Consider the following 16,039-nt stretch of genomic DNA (forward strand, 5'->3'; position numbering starts at 1 on the left):
TTCATTTAAAATCTCATTTATCTTTATTGGGATTTTGGATAAAAAAATACCACCTAAGCGGAAATCTGAGAGTTGTCTAGATTTTTAAGCACGGTGGTATTTACGTTTTTCACTAAATATTTAAGAATTAATTTTTATCTTATTGATTAATAATAACAATTCCATCCATTTCAACTAATGCACCTTTGGGTAAACTTGCTACCCCAAGTGCAGCACGAGCTGGATATGGCTGAGCAAAATATTCACCCATGATTTGGTTTACAAGTTGGAAGTTAGATAAATCAGTGAGAAAAATATTGAGTTTTGCAATATCTGCAAGTGAGCCACCTGCGGCTTCACAAACTGCTTTGAGGTTATCAAATACACGGCGGATTTGAGCTTCAATACCGTCGACGAGTTCCATACTGTATGGATCTAAACCAATTTGCCCTGATAGATATAGAGTGTTGCCTACTAAAATGGCTTGAGAATATGTGCCGATAGCAGCAGGGGCATTTTCAGTATGAATGACTTGACGGGACATTTGGTTCTCCTTGATTAAATCTTTTTCCATCATAATCGATGATACGTTTTGACAAAAGTATCATCGATTTAATTAATTAAGTGATTTTGGAAAGTTAGATTTTAGTAAAGCAGAACAAATTTTAGCTAACTTTGGAAATTTCCGCCTGCGGAGCTGGGGCATCTAAGCGTTCAATACGTGGGAATCCGTAGTGCATGCGTAAATCACGAATAACCTTTGCAATATGCTTACGATTGTTCACTACAATATTGAAGAAAGTTCGTTGCTCGTTGGAATGTACCATTTCTACCCCTGCATTATTTTTACGGCATTGATAGATAAGGTCTGATACCTGCTCATCATTCATGGCCATATAAATTGCAAGGTAGGCAGTAAAGCGTACATCATCTACATCATCTGCTTTCCATTGAAGCGGCATGATATTTTCTGGGTGTAAATGCTGTTCGTGAAGTAAATTATGACAACGAATTCGGTGCACAATCAATCCACGGCGTGTTAAATGACCTTGAATGAGATCGCCTAAAACTGGATTGCAGCAGTGAGCATATTTAACATCGATGCCTTCAGTACCCTGAATTAATCGGTCTGAATTTTCTACTTGTGGATGTTTGTCGTTTGCAAACAAATGATTGGCTACGAGTTGAGGAAGTAAGTCTCCAACTGCGATTTGCTCGAATAATGCATCTTTATTATCAATATGACGCCATTGTAAAAGATCTAGCCAATCTGCTTCTGAAAGATCATTGATTGAACGGTTAAAGAGTTTTAATGCTCGTGAAAGTGCCTGTGCACCCACTAAACGTTGTTCTTCAATATCTTGATCTTTGAGTACATGTTGTAACGCACGGCGGGCTTTTTGAGTATTAATGAAGCTTAACCAGTCCGGATTTGGAGTTGCTAAAACATCAGTAATGATTTCAATTACCTGTCCACTGACTAGGGGAGTTGAAAGTGGTTTAATTTCACCATCAACTTTTGCACCTACTGCATGGTTACCCAAGAAAAGGCTTGCTGAATAAGCAAAGTCAACTACCGTTGCGCCTTGTGGTAATTCGTGTAGTTGCCCATGTGGGGTGTAAACCCAAATTTTTTCTTGATGTAAGTAATCTAATAAATCATTAAAAGTTGTTTTAGCACATTCACCATCAATGAGTGTATTTAAGTTCTGCATTGATGCCTGAATGGCAGACCGGCAAGTTTGTGGAGCATTTTCACCGAGTACCACACCAAAACGGGCAGCTTTACGCATGAGTTCAGTTTGAATGGTGAGTGATAGTGTAGTTTTTTCGCCTTTAAGCTTGATCAATAAAGATTGATTGCCGCCAGGTAATGGGCGTCGAATATGGTCTTGGTATTCGATAACTTGAAAATTTTCTTTTAATGCTGCAAATAAACGGTCACAGTCGGCAACTGACTGTAAAACAATTTCAAAGGCATGACTATGGGTAAGCTCTTGTAAATCCATCTCGCTTTTGACGAAATGGCGTAATAGTTCAATATTATTATTTTTCTTTTTAATACGGCCTTGAATATGGTAGTTGTGCAGAAGCTCTGCTAGATTTTGTTCCCAAATACTTTGGTATTTACATCGTTCGGGTTTGGTTTGGAGTAATGCATTCTGGACGTTATCAAACATATCTAAATCAAGATTTTGATAACATAAATTTTCAAGATTATCAGCCATTTCATTCATGCCGACTAATCTTGCCATAGGTACAAAAATATCAAAAGTTTCTTGCGCGATACGAGCACGTTTATCGGGACGCAAAGCACCTAAGGTTGTCATATTATGATAGCGATCGGCTAGTTTAATAATAATGACGCGCGGATCCTGCAGTGTGGCTTGTAGAATTTTTCTGAAAGACGCAGCTTTGTTGTATTCTTTATCACTTGATTGGCTTAGCTTGGTCACGCCATCAACTAGCTCTGCAACAGTTTGGCCAAATCGCTCAGTAATATCTTCTTTGGTATATTGAGTATCTTCAATGACATCATGTAAAAGGGCTGCCATTAAAGTTTCAGCGTCCAATCGCATATTAGCTAAAATACAGCTAACAGCAATAGGATGTAGAATATAGGGTTCACCACTTTTACGTGTAATACCAGTGTGTGCCAGATCTCCAAAATCACAGGCAGCAAGCACTTTCTCGACTTCACTTACGGATAAGTAAGGTTCGATAATTAATTTGAGCTGTTGCTTGGCTTGGCTGACCTCTTCGCCTGGCATAGACCACCCTTTTTCTGTTGCTTAAAAAACTAAATCTATCTACTTCTTAATGAAAAGCATATTGCGGAACTTGTCAATTTTTTCGGTTGAAAAAGTGTATTTTTTTTTCAATGAAAATAATTGTTTTTGCCAATATGTTTTAAATATGAAGAAGCCAAATAAAAAACCATCGCAAAGAAACGATGGTTTTTTATAGAAACAGGAGTAATTAGAAAGAAAAACCTTCTAAATTCAAGCTGTTTGTAGAAAGGGCAAGATCAAGACTCGAAGTTTGATAATCTTGCTCACGTTGTTTAAGAATTTCTTTCGTTACGTGACCTACAGCGATTTCACGTAAAGCAACAACTGTCGGTTTGTCGTTATCCCATTCTACAGTTGGCTCCATGCCTTGACGTGCCAATTGACGAGCACGTTTACTTGCAACGAGCACAAGCTCAAAACGGTTGTCTACATGATCTAAACAATCTTCAACGGTGACGCGTGCCATAAAAGTTCTCGTTCTGGAATGGTAAATTTGAACAGACTAAATAGTATAAAAGGCTTTCGTTCTAGACTCAAGTTATTCCTGTTTTGGTTGAGGAGTAATCAAGTCTTGGATTAATGCTTGGTGTCTTTTTGCTTGCTGAGATAGCACCAAACGGTTCGCTGTAATCACAGCTTCAAGCTCATGTAAGGCTTTATTAAAATCATCATTGATAATGATGTAGTCAAAGTTCGTATAATGCTGCATATCTTCAACAGCACAGCTTAAACGATGTTCGATCACTTCAACTGAATCTGTACCGCGATTAGATAAACGCTGACGCAAGTCAAATTGAGTAGGTGGTAAAATAAAGATTTGTTTAGATTCAGGAAACAGCTTACGTACTTGCTCTGCGCCTTGCCAATCAATTTCAAGCAAGACATCATGTCCTTGAGCTAACTGTTGTTTTACGGTTGCTTGCGAAGTGCCATAGTAGTTACCAAATACTTCAGCGTATTCAATAAATCCATCTTGATTAACTTGGTTTAAAAAGTCATCTTTTGTTGTGAAGTGGTAGTGAACACCATCTAATTCACCTGGTCGTTGACCTCGGGTAGTATGCGAAACTGAAACATGTAAATTGCTTACACGGTCAAGTAGGGCTTTCACCAAAGATGTTTTGCCCGTTCCTGATGCAGCAGAAACGACAAACAATAGACCCGACATGATATTTTTCCTGATATGATAAAATATCTTCGCTATTGTAGTGTACCGTGCGTTTAAACTGAATAGTTTTAACTGCAAATATTTAAGAGAAGTTCCCCTGTTTTATTAATTTTGAGGCTGTTATGGAAATTGTGTTAGCTAATCCGCGTGGTTTTTGTGCCGGTGTTGATCGAGCCATAGCAATCGTCAATCGGGCTTTGGAATGTTTTAATCCTCCTATTTATGTACGTCATGAAGTTGTACACAATAAATTTGTGGTAGATGACTTGCGTCAGAGAGGGGCAGTTTTCGTTGATGAGCTGGACCAAGTGCCAGATGACTCAATTGTAATTTTCAGTGCACACGGTGTTTCAAAAGCAGTCCAACAAGAAGCAGAGCGTCGAGGTTTAAAAGTATTTGATGCAACTTGTCCTTTAGTTACTAAAGTGCATATTGAGGTAACCAAATATGCTCGTGAAGGAACGGAAGCAATTTTAATTGGTCATGAAGGGCACCCGGAAGTTGAAGGTACGATGGGGCAATATGACAAATTAAAAGGTGGGGATATTTATCTGGTAGAAGATGAGGCTGATGTAGAAGCACTTCAGGTAAGATATCCAAATAAACTTGCATTTGTTACACAAACGACTTTATCTATTGATGATACAGCGAAAGTGATTGATGCATTGCGTGCGAAATTCCCAAATATTCAAGGGCCACGAAAAGATGATATTTGTTATGCAACTCAAAACAGACAAGATGCGGTACGTGACTTAGCTGAAAAATGTGATGTCGTATTGGTAGTTGGTTCACCTAATTCATCAAATTCGAACCGTTTACGTGAACTTGCTGAACGTATGGGGAAAGCTGCCTATCTTGTTGATAATGCTGATCAGCTTGAACAATCATGGTTCAATGAAACTTGTAAAATTGGTGTAACAGCCGGTGCCTCAGCTCCAGAAATTTTAATTAAGCAAGTCATTCAACGTTTACAAGACTGGGGTGCTCAGGCACCTAAAGAGTTAGAAGGACGTGAAGAAAATATTACTTTTAGTCTTCCAAAAGAGTTACGTATTCATGTAACGCAAGCCTAAAGTGTGACTTATTTAACATACTGATTTTAAAATAGTTAAACAGATAATTGTGATATGACAGTTATCTGTTTTTTTATACCCTTTATCTGGTTTGTATTCGTTTTGTAAAACTAAAACGTAAAATTTATATAGAAATAAAAAAATTTAAGTTTATTTGGGGTTATGGGGATGAGGGGAATTATTCCGCAAGAAGGGTTCACCTTAATTGAGCTCATGGTAACAATTGTGGTTATGGCAATTATTGCTGTGATGGCTGAACCAATGTTTGGGAATATGTTGAATAATCAAAATTTGAATAGAAGTTCAGAAGATCTAGTTTCAAGTATAAATCAGGCACGTATGAAAGCTATAGTCGAGCGTAGACAAGTAAAAGTGCAATTAAATGCTACGTATGTTGCAGATAGTGATAATCAAATTAATTGGTTACCAAGCGGAAAAGCTCAATTAAAAACAGGATCTAATACTTCTATAGTATTTTTAATGTCCGGTTTGGTAAAAGATGCAACCGGAGATACAACTTTTGAAATTTGTAATACGGCATCTGGTAATAAATCAAAAATTATTAATGTTTCAAGAATGGGGTCAATTCAGTCAATCACAATGGGGACATGTTCATGAAGAGCCTTGGACACCAGCGTGGTATGGGGATGATTGAAATTCTAGTTGCTTTGCTGATTTTGGCAATTGGTATTTTAGGCTTTATTGCTCTGCAGTATAGAGCGTTAGAGGCAAGTGCAGAAAGTACATCGCGGGTACAAGCAATTACATTGGCGCGCGATCTTGCCGAGCGCATGAGAGTTAATCGTAATTCTTTAACTGTATATAACCAGCAACTTCAAGATGCCAGTAAACAAACAGACTACGCTAAAAATTGCTTTCAAAACAATTGTACTGATACAGAGCTAGCTGATTTTGATGTTGCTCAGGTTGTAAAAAATGCATCTTCTTTTGGTATGACTATGAATATGATTGCCTGTCCCCAAACTAACAATCGTCAATGTATTTATATTGCATGGGGAGATACTAGTGCAACCAATGGCACTGGTGTAGGAGATTGTACTCAAGATACTTCATATAACAATAATTCAACGTGTGTGATTATGGAGGCCTATTAAAATGAAAAAAAATCAGGGCTTTACATTAATCGAGCTTATACTTTCGTTAGCTTTAGGTCTGATAATTACAGCGGCTGCAATATTATTATTTTTGACTAGTCAAAAAAGTTTATCAATGCAGATAGGTGTTTCCGATGTACAGGATAATGCTAATTTTGGGCTTAACTATTTAACCCAAGATATTCGCCTTGCGAATTTAAATAATCCTAAAGCAGTTATTGATGATCAAACTGCGTACGGCGGTATCGTCTTAACCTCTGCAGTTAACTCAGCTAAAGATGCTGCTAATGAGCCTCTTAGTAATCTTTATAAAACCATTGTTGGTGTAACAGCCAGTACTAATTTACTTTCGCGTAGTCAAGGCGATAGTGTTGGTAGTGGTAATACTTGGACTGGAGCATCAAACGTCCAAAGTAATGGAAGTGATATTGCCAGTGACCAGCTCGTTATTCAATATGTGCCGCAATATACAATTGATACAAAAGGTACAGCAACTCAAGCTGACGATGAATATATAGGTGGTACCGATTGCGAAGGAAACAATTTGAATTTTCCGCTTGCAAGTGGACGCCAAGTTATAGTTGAACGATATTTTCTACGTAAAGATGCTAATAACACTACTGATGAACCCAATCAACCCTTAGCACTAGCTTGTGATGCCGGTTATTACCCATTAACGGGTAATCCAACTGCTATCACGCGTTATGGGGATGCGGGTGAAATTATAATGAAACGCGTAGATTATTTCCGAGTTTTACTGAATGTTCAGGGGAGTTCAGGGCGACGTTATATTTCAATACATGATTATTTGAGTTTAACAGCTCCTCGTCCACGTATTGTTTCGGTACAAATTGGATTATTAACTCGTTCATTGCAACCAGTCGGTGCAGAAGTAGCAATTAAAGATGATCAACAATTTTCAGTATTGGATCAAACGATTACAGTTAAAAAGCCTACAAATTCTACAAAAAAATATGTGCGGCAAGTGATATCACAAACCATCGCTTTACGTAATGTAATCGGGGAGCGTGGTGAATGAAACTGAAGCAGAGTGGTTCAGCGTTAATTGTTGTACTCATTTTTTTAGTTGCAATTATGGTTATTGGTACAATAGCAATTCGTAAAGGCTTGATTAATCTAAATATAGCAACAAATAGTCAAGTTCAACAATTGATATTACAAAATTCGGATGCTTCTTTTTTTCAGATAGAGAATCCAACTAATCTAATTCAAAGCTTAAGTGCGACAGGTTTATTTGGTTATATCAGCAATGCAAATGACAAAAATAAAGAATTGGTCTTTTGTTATCGCGGAGATCAAAGCGACTTTTTTAATATTGGTCGTGCAAGTTTAATGCAATGGGTGGATGGAAATAGTGCACCTACTAATAATGCTTTAGGTACAGATGGTTATTGTGATGCAGTTGATACAACCAATAACTGGTTTACCAGTGGTCGTAAGGCAGTCATGACTCAGGTTGCAGTCAAATTCTCCACTGTCGGGGAAGATGACCCTTTTTATGCTCGAACTCGTGGCCTTGATGAAAAAGAAGGGCAAGTCCAAGAGGCGAAACGAGTCAAAGTATTTGCTGTGTCATTGATGCCAGGTTTGAGTAGCGTTAATCGTGCTGATATTAACAAGTGTCTACAACAACACATGAGTGAAGTGACACTCCCAGATGGAACGGCAGCACCAGATGTTACTAATAAATCCGACTTAGACAATCCTTTAAAGTCAGTGGCAGAGTGCTTAACCAGCTTAAATGTCCCATTCACTACGAACGTCACTGAATACACTATTGCACAAGATTTTAACTAATTGGGGAAAATAATAATGGATAAGAAAGACTTAAAGTTTTCATATCATCCAAAACTTCTAACAAGTGCAGTAGCCGCTTTATGTACTGGGTTAGTAGCGAGCAGTGTAAGTCAGGCCAGTGATATTGATATTTATCAAAAAGCAAAAGCTGGTGATATTACTTTAATGTTTGTATTAGATATATCGGGTTCTATGGGATATCCGCAGCTCCAAAATGATGCTAGTGCATGTGATATCCCGAGTAATGTATTGCAAACTGGTTATAGTAATGTGTTGTCTAGTAATGGTGTCGCCGAATATAAGCGCTATTATTGCACTGCAACTGCTCCCACTTATTATTATATGAAGTATGGGTCATCTTGGTATAGCTGTGGTAATTCGAGTTCGCAAAGTGATTGTACAACTAAGTTAAAGAGTGCACCTTCTACTAGTGGTTTGACCTCAATGTCTGCAAACTATAGTACTTATTACTATAAGGCTGGTCCTAATACTCAATATCCTGACCGTATTACTCGTGTAAAAGATGGCATGATTGATCTACTTAACGGTAATACTAGTAAAGGAATCTTACCTGTTTCTGATGATAAATTAATTGGTCTGACGACTTTCTCCCGTCCAACACAATTTAATACTGCTGGTGAGCCGACTGCTGCAGACAATTTAACTGGTCAAGTTCGTATTCCTGCCCGACGTCTGGATGCCGTCGTAAATGGTAAAACTCAAAGAAGAATATTAATAGAAGAAATTGCAAAACTTGGTGCTAGAGGCGGTACTCCGACAGCTAATGCTTATGCAGAGGCAGCTGCCTCCTTAATGGGTACCACCACTCAAGGAGTAACTAATAGTGGTTTCAACTATGCTGGTACAGGTGCAACCAGTGGAGGAAACTATGTACGTCCCGATAGCATTACTAAACAAATGACAGGGACAACTACGCAATGTAGTGGTCAAGGTATTTATGTTTTAACTGATGGAGAGCCAAATAGTAATACTTCTGCATCAGGATTAATGAAGAAAGCTTTAAGCGGTAAAACATTTGCTTGTACAGATAGCGATACAGGTTGGAATTGTATTCAACAGTTTTCACAATTTTTACTAAACAATGGTAGTAACCCTGTTGGCTTAAAAATTAAGACTGCTGTTGTTGGGTTTGGAAGTGATTTTAATATTATTCCATCTTTTAATAGATCGTTGTCTGTAGCAGACAACTTAGCAAATATTGACAACTCTAATGCATCAGCAAATCAAAAAGAAGCTGCAAAATGGGGTGTTAATGCAAGTGGTGGTTGGTATTCTGGTTCAAGCTCTCAAGATGTTGTAAGTAGTGTAAATGCATTTCTAGGAGATCTAGGGTCTGATATTCCGGCTGTAACTACAGGATCACCTACAATTCCTAAAGATAGTCTTAACCCTGCGGTATTACAAAAGCAAGCTTACTTTCCTCAGTTCCAACCGACTCCAGATAAAAACTATCAACTTTGGGCAGGTAATCTCAAAAAATATGCAGTGGTTAATGGGATTTTAAAAGACCGTGATAATACTACTTTAATTAGTACAGCAACTGCTACAAAGGGGCAAATACTTCCAAATCGTGATTTTTGGGCATATATCGATAGTGATACTACAAATGATAATGCCGACTCCAATACACCTGGAAGTAATAGCTACACCCTAAAGGGAGGAGCTTGGTCGCAGTTGCTTTTAACAATGAATCAAACAACACAAGAAAATCGTAATTTGTTGACGAATAGAGGAGCAGACGGTTCAACAACTACAACTCTAAGACAAATTAAAAAGTCTGATTTAACAGATACGACTTACCAAACTGATGGAAAACGTGGTTATTTGATGGCGTTGCTTGGGTATCCGATGACTGTGACTCAAGCAAAGGATCCTGATCATTTAGTTCTTAATGCCGCGCCGTCTACTGCTTTAAGACAAATTGGTGCGTTAATGCATTCCTCACCACTACTAATTACCAATAGTGGTCAAATTACATATACAAATGGGGTAATTGATACTCAAAATCGTGAAGACTATGTTTTATTTGGTACAACACAGGGGCTTTTACATATAGTCAAAGCTGGCAAGAATGATAGTAGTTCTGTAGATAGTAATGGCGGAAAAGAAGTATTCACCTTTGTTCCAAATGAGATGGTCGAAAAACAACCCGAAGCATTTCTGAAAAACGATGCCATGAATGGAGGAGTCGATCAATTATATTATGGTATTGATGGGCCGTGGGCTAGTTATACTCAGTATGTATTAGATAATAGTCGAAAAGGGCTCACTGTCGGTAAAGGTTATGGTTCTCAAGAAGGTAAGCAGATCGTATATGGTGGCTTGCGAATGGGTGGGCGTAGTTATTATGCGCTTAATTTGCAAGATATGACTAATCCAAAGTTACTATTCCAAATATCTCCTGATGAACAGAAAACTTATTATAACGGTTCAAGCAATACCTATGCCGCATTAGACAATATGGGTCAAAGTTGGTCTAAACCAAGTATTGGTTGGGTAAATTGGAAAAAAAGTGATGGTAAAACTACTCAACGTAAACGGGTGATGTTTGTTGGCGGTGGTTATGATGAAGGCTATGAGAGTGATACCTATAACCCTAGCATTAGTAAGGGGGCAGGTGTATATATGTTTGATGCCGATAACGGTAAGTTACTTTGGTGGGCTAGTGCTAAAGCAACTACAGCTCAAGGTGCTGAAGCCTACACTCAATCCGATAATTTAAAATATAGCGTAGTAAGTGAAATTCGTACCGAAGACCGAAATGGTGATGGTTTGATTGATCATCTTTATTTTGGTGATTTAGGTGGACAACTATTCCGTATCGACTTAGATAATACTGCTGCAACCAATTCAAGTTTTGCTAAGCCACCAAAATTGTTATTGAATTTAAATAATGGTGCGGCTAGTCCACGTTTTTATGAAATGCCTGCATTCTCAGTATATGACTACAATGGTACAACATTCGCTGTTGTTTCTATTGGTAGTGGCAATCGTAGTAAACCTTTAGCTCAATATGCATCGGGCCAAGGTTATAATTATGATGCTGTATATAATATTTATGACAAAGATGTGGCAGATAGAAATTTATATAAAGCTGACTTCGTATATCAAACTCCAATCACAAATACGAATCAAATGGGGGAAATTACTAATTCAAACTGGAATACTTATGATGATGGTGCAGTCGCTTTACTTTCTGCTACGCGTGGATGGTTCTATCGATTTAAGTCCGCCAATATTCAAGATGCTAAAGTGTTTGCAACACCAATTGTATTAAATCATCGTATGTTTGTTTCTACTTTTGATGGTGGAAAAGCGGGTATGTCTGGAGATTGTGGAGCAGGAGTAAAAGGAGAAAGCTTTTTAAGTCAGTTTTGTATGCCTTTTGGACAATGTAGTAAATCGACCCTAGCAGCTAATAATGATAGTGTTCAGTGTGCACCTGGTACTGATTGTTCACAGGGTGCAGGTATTCAAGATACTACTGTTGTAGATGATGGTGGCGATGGTGGCGGCAGCGGCGGCAGCGGCGGTGGCGGTGGTAATGGAAGTACTAATAATAAGAACTATTGTGTAAATATGGGTAATCGTGGTGTTACCACTATTGGCGGTATTATTGCCTCGAATAGTAGTAAGATGTGTTTAATACCACAGCGTTGGTATGTCCGTTAGAAAGGAATAAGTGATGAAACGTAATTTCACGTATTCTTTAGGCTTTACTCTTATTGAGCTAATGATTGTAGTTGTGATTGTTGCTATTTTTGCCGCAGTTGCAATACCTTCATACCAAGCCTATGTTCTACGAGCGGATGCTTCACGTGCGCAGCAGCAAATGCAACAAATAGCAGTACAACTTGCTCGTCAAAAATCTAGAAATTTTAATTACATAGGTTTTTCTACAGGGGCTACAGCCCCAGTAACTTTGCCTGTTGGAGCAACCGGTAGTGCTATTAAATACCGAATAACTGTACGAGATGGTGACGATACAACGAAAACCTTAACAGATCCTACAGCTTTAGGGCAAAACTGGGTTATCAGAGCAGAGGCTTCCGATCCTAATAATTTTACTTATTTGTTTACTAGTAACGGATTACGTTGTAAGAATAAAGCAACTAGCAATGTTACTTATATAACTTGTGGCACTGGGGCTGAGCTGTGGTAAATAAAATAAAAGGCTTTACCTTAATGGAGCTAATGATTGTTGTAGCGATTATTGCGATTATAGTGGCGATAGCTTATCCCTCTTATCAAGAATATAGTCGCCGTACTAAGCGTGTGGATATGCAAACTACGCTGCAGCAACTTTCCATGCAGATCCAGCGTTATAAAGTAGCTAATTTAAGAGTTAGTGGAGCAACCGCTTCAGACTTGGGTGTCGGATCATCTTATCCTCTACAAGGAACACCTCTTTATAAAGTAAATTTGAGTCCAATGACGGCAGGGGCTTTAAATTCGGAAACATGGGTACTGACTGCGACGCCGATTGCAAATACTCCACAGTCTGGTGATGGGCATATTGTTTTAAATTATCGGGGTGAGCGTTGCTGGACAAAGGGAACTGATATTAACAGTGGTACGGCTTGCGTTCCTTCTGCAACATCGAATTGGGATGGCAAATAAATTAAAATTCAAAACTGCGGATAACTCAAAATTTAATCTTTCTTTCAGGGCGAAAATCACGTAGAATGTCGCCCTCTATGAAAGGGGTTTGAAGTGTTGCCGATGGTCGGCGCAGGGATAATCCGTAAGAATTATAAGGCTTTTATCATGGTTGTTATTCGTTTAGCACGTGGCGGCGCAAAAAAACGTCCATTCTATCAAATCGTTGTGACTGATAGCCGCAATGCACGTGATGGTCGTTTCATCGAGCGTATCGGTTTCTTTAACCCGACTGCACAAGGTCAAGCAGAAAAACTTCGTTTAGATGCAGACCGTTTTGCTCACTGGGTTTCTCAAGGTGCTCAACCTTCAGAACGTGTTGCTTCTTTAGCTGCTCAAGCTAAAAAAGCTACTGCATAATTATTGTAGTAGGTAGCCCATGACACCAACACAGAATGTTCCCGAAGATCGTATTCAGATTGGACAGTTACGTTCAGCTTATGGATTGAATGGGTGGCTCTGGGTGTATTCCAATACAGAACCTATGAGCAACATGTTTGACTACCTGCCTTGGTACATTGAGACCAAGGCCGGTTGGCAAACAATAGATGTAAAACGTTGGAAACCACATGGCAAAGGCTTAGTAGTTGCTTTGAAAGGTGTGAGTGATCGCACTGGAGCAGAAAACTTGGTTGGCGCTAATATCTGGATTGCTAAGTCTCAACTGCCAAAAGCAGATGTAGATGAGTATTACTGGTCAGATTTAAAAGGCTTAACAGTGTTAGGGCTTAATGATGAAGAACAGGAAGTTAACTTAGGGCAAATTCATGAGTTATTTGAAACTGGAGCTAATGATGTAATGGTTGTACGCGCTACACCAGACAGCATTGATTCAGAAGAACGCATGATTCCTTGGCATAAAGATGTGGTGCAACGCGTTGATCTTGAAGCTGGTCGCATTTACGTCAATTGGGGCGTAGATTATTAATCCTTCTTTAAGGATTAACGCAGCAGGAAAATAGAGGAGTCTGCGGTGTTTTTTGCAGTCATTACGCTTTTTCCTGAAATGTTTGAAGCGATTACAGCGTACGGGATTAGCGGGCGCGCAGCAAAGCGTGACATTGTACAAGTAACTTGTATTAATCCACGTGATTTTGCTGAAGGGAGTTACCGAAGAGTGGACGAACGTCCATTTGGTGGTGGTCCCGGTATGGTGATGATGGCTGAGCCTTTAGCAAAAGCAATTAACCATGCCAAACAACTTGCTTCGCAAGCAGGGTGTGTTCATGTACCTGTGGTGTATATGTCTCCACAAGGCAAAACTTTAAATGAACAGGCAGTACAGAAGTTTGTCGATTATGACGGCTTGATTGTATTGTGTGGACGTTATGAAGGTGTCGATGAGCGTTTGATCCAGCATTATGTTGATCAGGAATGGTCAATTGGAGATTATGTTTTATCTGGCGGTGAACTACCTGCCATGGTGTTGCTTGATAGTATTATTCGCCGTTTGCCGAATGTAATGTCAGATGAGCAATCAGCGATGCAGGATTCTTTTGTAGATGGTCTTTTAGATTGTCCTCAATACACTAAGCCAGACCATTTTGAAGGTTTGGATGTTCCTGAAATTTTAAAGTCAGGGCACCATGCTAATATTGAAAAATGGCGATTTTTGCAGCGATATCAACGAACTTTAGAACGCCGACCAGAGTTGGCTGAAAAAGTTGAGTTGACTAAGCAACAAAAAAAATGGCTAAAAGATATAAAAGAGAATGGTGGTAATTTTTAATTGCTGTTCTCAGGAACGAAAGTTCTAAAACAGGACGAGAAGCATTGCTTCGAGTTAAAGCATAAGTCTATTTCATGAATAGTTTTATGTATATTTAAAGGCTCTTTATAGACATATTGTCGTAAAGGGAAAGATAAACGGGTTGATATGCGCTTTAGCCTCTATCCCCAGCGGAATCTCAGACCTCTTCTGACTCCGCACATATTGGAGATTCCCACAATGAGTGGTAAACATCCTTTAGTTCAAGCTGTTGAAAATGCACAGTTAAAATCTGATATCCCTGCTTTTGCACCAGGTGACACTGTTATTGTCCAAGTAAAAGTAAAAGAGGGTGATCGTGAACGTCTTCAAGCATTTGAAGGTGTTGTAATCGCTAAGAAAAACCGTGGTTTGAACTCTGCGTTCACAGTACGTAAAATTTCTAGCGGTGTTGGTGTTGAGCGTGTATTCCAAACTCACTCACCAGTTGTTGCTAAAATCGAAGTGAAACGTCGTGGTGACGTTCGTCGTGCTAAACTTTACTACCTCCGTGACTTGTCTGGTAAAGCTGCACGTATTCGTGAAAAATTACCAGCTCGTAAAGCGTAAGCTTATACCGAGTAAAAAAATGCGCCCAGAGGCGCATTTTTTTGTTTAAAAATTATAGTCCTTGTAGTTTTAAACGGTTGGCATGTTGACGGTAAACCGAGACAGGATCGGCTGCAAAAATAGAGCGTATACCAAGCACTTGGTTTACTTCATCTAAATGGTTCCAGTTGTAGTCATCACGAATAGTTTTACCAAATTTGGCACTACATCTAGAAACTAAACCGTCATTATCTCCTAATGGATCGACAACTAAACTGCTACCAGTTAATGCAATATCAAAAGGATCTAAAAGATTGGTCAGCGCTTTATTACCTGAGAACGAATACATATAAATACCTTTCTCTTGATAAGCACCCTCGCCGCAAAAAGTTGTAGGCATACCCATAGGGAATTGAGCATTAAACTGTGCAGAACCTTGAGTAGATAAGCTGTGAGCACCTGCTAAAGAGTCATGGGGGTAACTTGTTGGATCGAGGCCCTCTGCCCAAGTAATTGCTGCTGAAAACCAATTTACTAGTGTTGCCAGTTTTGACAGAGGAGTACCCTCAACGTTCAATATGACATCTGCCATTGGAGATCCTTTGTTAGGTGCTCCAATCGTCGTAAGTGAGGCAACTTTTTCTGGCATGATGCCAGCGACATAGCGAATTGTTGGTCCCCCATGGCTATGTCCAATCAAGTTGACTTTAGGTTTTCCGGTAATGGCAATAATTTCTTCTACTTGTTGGGCAAGTTGTTCTCCGCGAACTTCGGTTGAGTTAAACGGTGAAACCCTTGTTGCCCAGACATTTCCTCCATTACGAGCAAGGTCAGGAAGAATCTGATACCAATAGTCCAGACCAAGTGTATCTGTCCCAACTCTGCTAAAACCAGCCATACCATGGTTAAAAACCAATGGGTACTTAGTTTGGGCATAATTTGAGTAGACAAATGAGCCTTTTACTTGCTCTGCATTTGTAGCATGGGCTGCTGAAATGCTCAGTCCTGAGAGCATTGCTGCACAGAAAAATATTAAGTTCCTTTTCATTTTTTACTCACTATTTTTATTTTGTATGAGCAGCAGCTTTATTTTTGCTGCTGGATTAAGACTTGGCTAA

17 protein-coding genes and 1 pseudogene are annotated in these 16,039 nt (G+C 39.0%); 12 read left to right on the plus strand and 6 right to left on the minus strand.

The genetic code is table 11. The features are described from left to right. Window positions 1-139 precede the first annotated feature (139 nt). From MSG95_RS09505 to gmk, 5 genes and pseudogenes are all read right to left on the minus strand, one after another. Window positions 140-523, minus strand: coding sequence for a RidA family protein (locus MSG95_RS09505; RefSeq protein ID WP_002051728.1), 384 nt, complete (start codon window positions 521-523; stop codon window positions 140-142). 121 nt (window positions 524-644) lie between these two features. Beyond that, the gene (locus MSG95_RS09510) at window positions 645-2,750 is read right to left on the minus strand and encodes a RelA/SpoT family protein (RefSeq protein WP_004705224.1); all 2,106 of its coding nucleotides are present in this window, start codon (window positions 2,748-2,750) and stop codon (window positions 645-647) included. Between the two features lie 39 nt (window positions 2,751-2,789). Further along, window positions 2,790-2,920: pseudogene (locus MSG95_RS09515) on the minus strand (hypothetical protein). A gap of 38 nt (window positions 2,921-2,958) precedes the next feature. Beyond that, window positions 2,959-3,237, minus strand: coding sequence for a DNA-directed RNA polymerase subunit omega (gene rpoZ, locus MSG95_RS09520; protein WP_000135049.1), 279 nt, complete (start codon window positions 3,235-3,237; stop codon window positions 2,959-2,961). 72 nt (window positions 3,238-3,309) lie between these two features. Continuing rightward, window positions 3,310-3,939 carry a guanylate kinase gene (gmk, locus tag MSG95_RS09525; protein ID WP_151819360.1) on the minus strand — a complete coding sequence of 210 codons (630 nt, stop codon included), beginning with the start codon at window positions 3,937-3,939 and terminating at the stop codon, window positions 3,310-3,312. 122 nt (window positions 3,940-4,061) lie between these two features. Between gmk and ispH the strand changes: the two genes are divergently transcribed. The 12 genes from ispH (at window position 4,062) to rplS (ending at window position 14,942) form a co-directional block, all read left to right on the plus strand. Continuing rightward, the gene (ispH, locus tag MSG95_RS09530) at window positions 4,062-5,012 is read left to right on the plus strand and encodes a 4-hydroxy-3-methylbut-2-enyl diphosphate reductase (protein ID WP_077164860.1); all 951 of its coding nucleotides are present in this window, start codon (window positions 4,062-4,064) and stop codon (window positions 5,010-5,012) included. Between the two features lie 168 nt (window positions 5,013-5,180). Continuing rightward, window positions 5,181-5,630 (plus strand): GspH/FimT family pseudopilin, encoded by a 450-nt coding sequence (locus MSG95_RS09535; RefSeq protein ID WP_077164861.1) that lies wholly within the window; start codon window positions 5,181-5,183, stop codon window positions 5,628-5,630. After that, window positions 5,627-6,127: a type IV pilus modification protein PilV gene (gene pilV / locus MSG95_RS09540; protein ID WP_081410218.1), complete on the plus strand. Its 501-nt coding sequence runs from the start codon at window positions 5,627-5,629 to the stop codon at window positions 6,125-6,127. Before MSG95_RS09535 ends, pilV begins: the two co-directional genes overlap by 4 nt. A 1-nt stretch (window position 6,128) precedes the next feature. After that, window positions 6,129-7,166 (plus strand): PilW family protein, encoded by a 1,038-nt coding sequence (locus MSG95_RS09545; RefSeq protein WP_077164863.1) that lies wholly within the window; start codon window positions 6,129-6,131, stop codon window positions 7,164-7,166. Next, the gene (locus tag MSG95_RS09550) at window positions 7,163-7,945 is read left to right on the plus strand and encodes a pilus assembly PilX family protein (RefSeq protein ID WP_077164864.1); all 783 of its coding nucleotides are present in this window, start codon (window positions 7,163-7,165) and stop codon (window positions 7,943-7,945) included. Before MSG95_RS09545 ends, MSG95_RS09550 begins: the two co-directional genes overlap by 4 nt. Window positions 7,946-7,960: 15 nt before the next feature. Then, window positions 7,961-11,638 carry a pilus assembly protein PilY gene (locus MSG95_RS09555; RefSeq protein WP_324624763.1) on the plus strand — a complete coding sequence of 1,226 codons (3,678 nt, stop codon included), beginning with the start codon at window positions 7,961-7,963 and terminating at the stop codon, window positions 11,636-11,638. A 13-nt stretch (window positions 11,639-11,651) separates the two neighbouring features. Next, window positions 11,652-12,128: a type IV pilin protein gene (locus MSG95_RS09560; protein ID WP_019457852.1), complete on the plus strand. Its 477-nt coding sequence runs from the start codon at window positions 11,652-11,654 to the stop codon at window positions 12,126-12,128. Further along, the gene (locus MSG95_RS09565; RefSeq protein ID WP_077164866.1) at window positions 12,122-12,586 is read left to right on the plus strand and encodes a type IV pilin protein; all 465 of its coding nucleotides are present in this window, start codon (window positions 12,122-12,124) and stop codon (window positions 12,584-12,586) included. The genes MSG95_RS09560 and MSG95_RS09565 overlap by 7 nt, the downstream gene beginning before the upstream one ends. Before the next feature lie 147 nt (window positions 12,587-12,733). Then, window positions 12,734-12,985 carry a 30S ribosomal protein S16 gene (rpsP, locus tag MSG95_RS09570; RefSeq protein WP_000260334.1) on the plus strand — a complete coding sequence of 84 codons (252 nt, stop codon included), beginning with the start codon at window positions 12,734-12,736 and terminating at the stop codon, window positions 12,983-12,985. A 19-nt stretch (window positions 12,986-13,004) separates the two neighbouring features. Next, window positions 13,005-13,553 (plus strand): ribosome maturation factor RimM, encoded by a 549-nt coding sequence (gene rimM / locus MSG95_RS09575; RefSeq protein WP_077164867.1) that lies wholly within the window; start codon window positions 13,005-13,007, stop codon window positions 13,551-13,553. 45 nt (window positions 13,554-13,598) lie between these two features. Next, window positions 13,599-14,354, plus strand: coding sequence for a tRNA (guanosine(37)-N1)-methyltransferase TrmD (trmD, locus tag MSG95_RS09580; protein WP_077164868.1), 756 nt, complete (start codon window positions 13,599-13,601; stop codon window positions 14,352-14,354). Window positions 14,355-14,573: 219 nt separating this feature from the next. After that, on the plus strand, window positions 14,574-14,942 hold the full coding sequence (gene rplS / locus MSG95_RS09585; RefSeq protein ID WP_002116654.1) for a 50S ribosomal protein L19: 369 nt from the start codon (window positions 14,574-14,576) through the stop codon (window positions 14,940-14,942). Window positions 14,943-14,994: 52 nt separating this feature from the next. On the opposite strand, the gene MSG95_RS09590 is transcribed toward rplS, so the two are convergent. Beyond that, complete coding sequence (locus MSG95_RS09590; protein WP_324645031.1) at window positions 14,995-15,936, minus strand: triacylglycerol lipase; 942 nt, start codon at window positions 15,934-15,936, stop codon at window positions 14,995-14,997. Window positions 15,937-16,039 lie beyond the last annotated feature (103 nt).

The sequence above is a fragment of the Acinetobacter sp. IK23 genome, from assembly GCF_035615275.1.
Classification (GTDB): Bacteria; Pseudomonadota; Gammaproteobacteria; order Pseudomonadales; family Moraxellaceae; genus Acinetobacter; species Acinetobacter seifertii.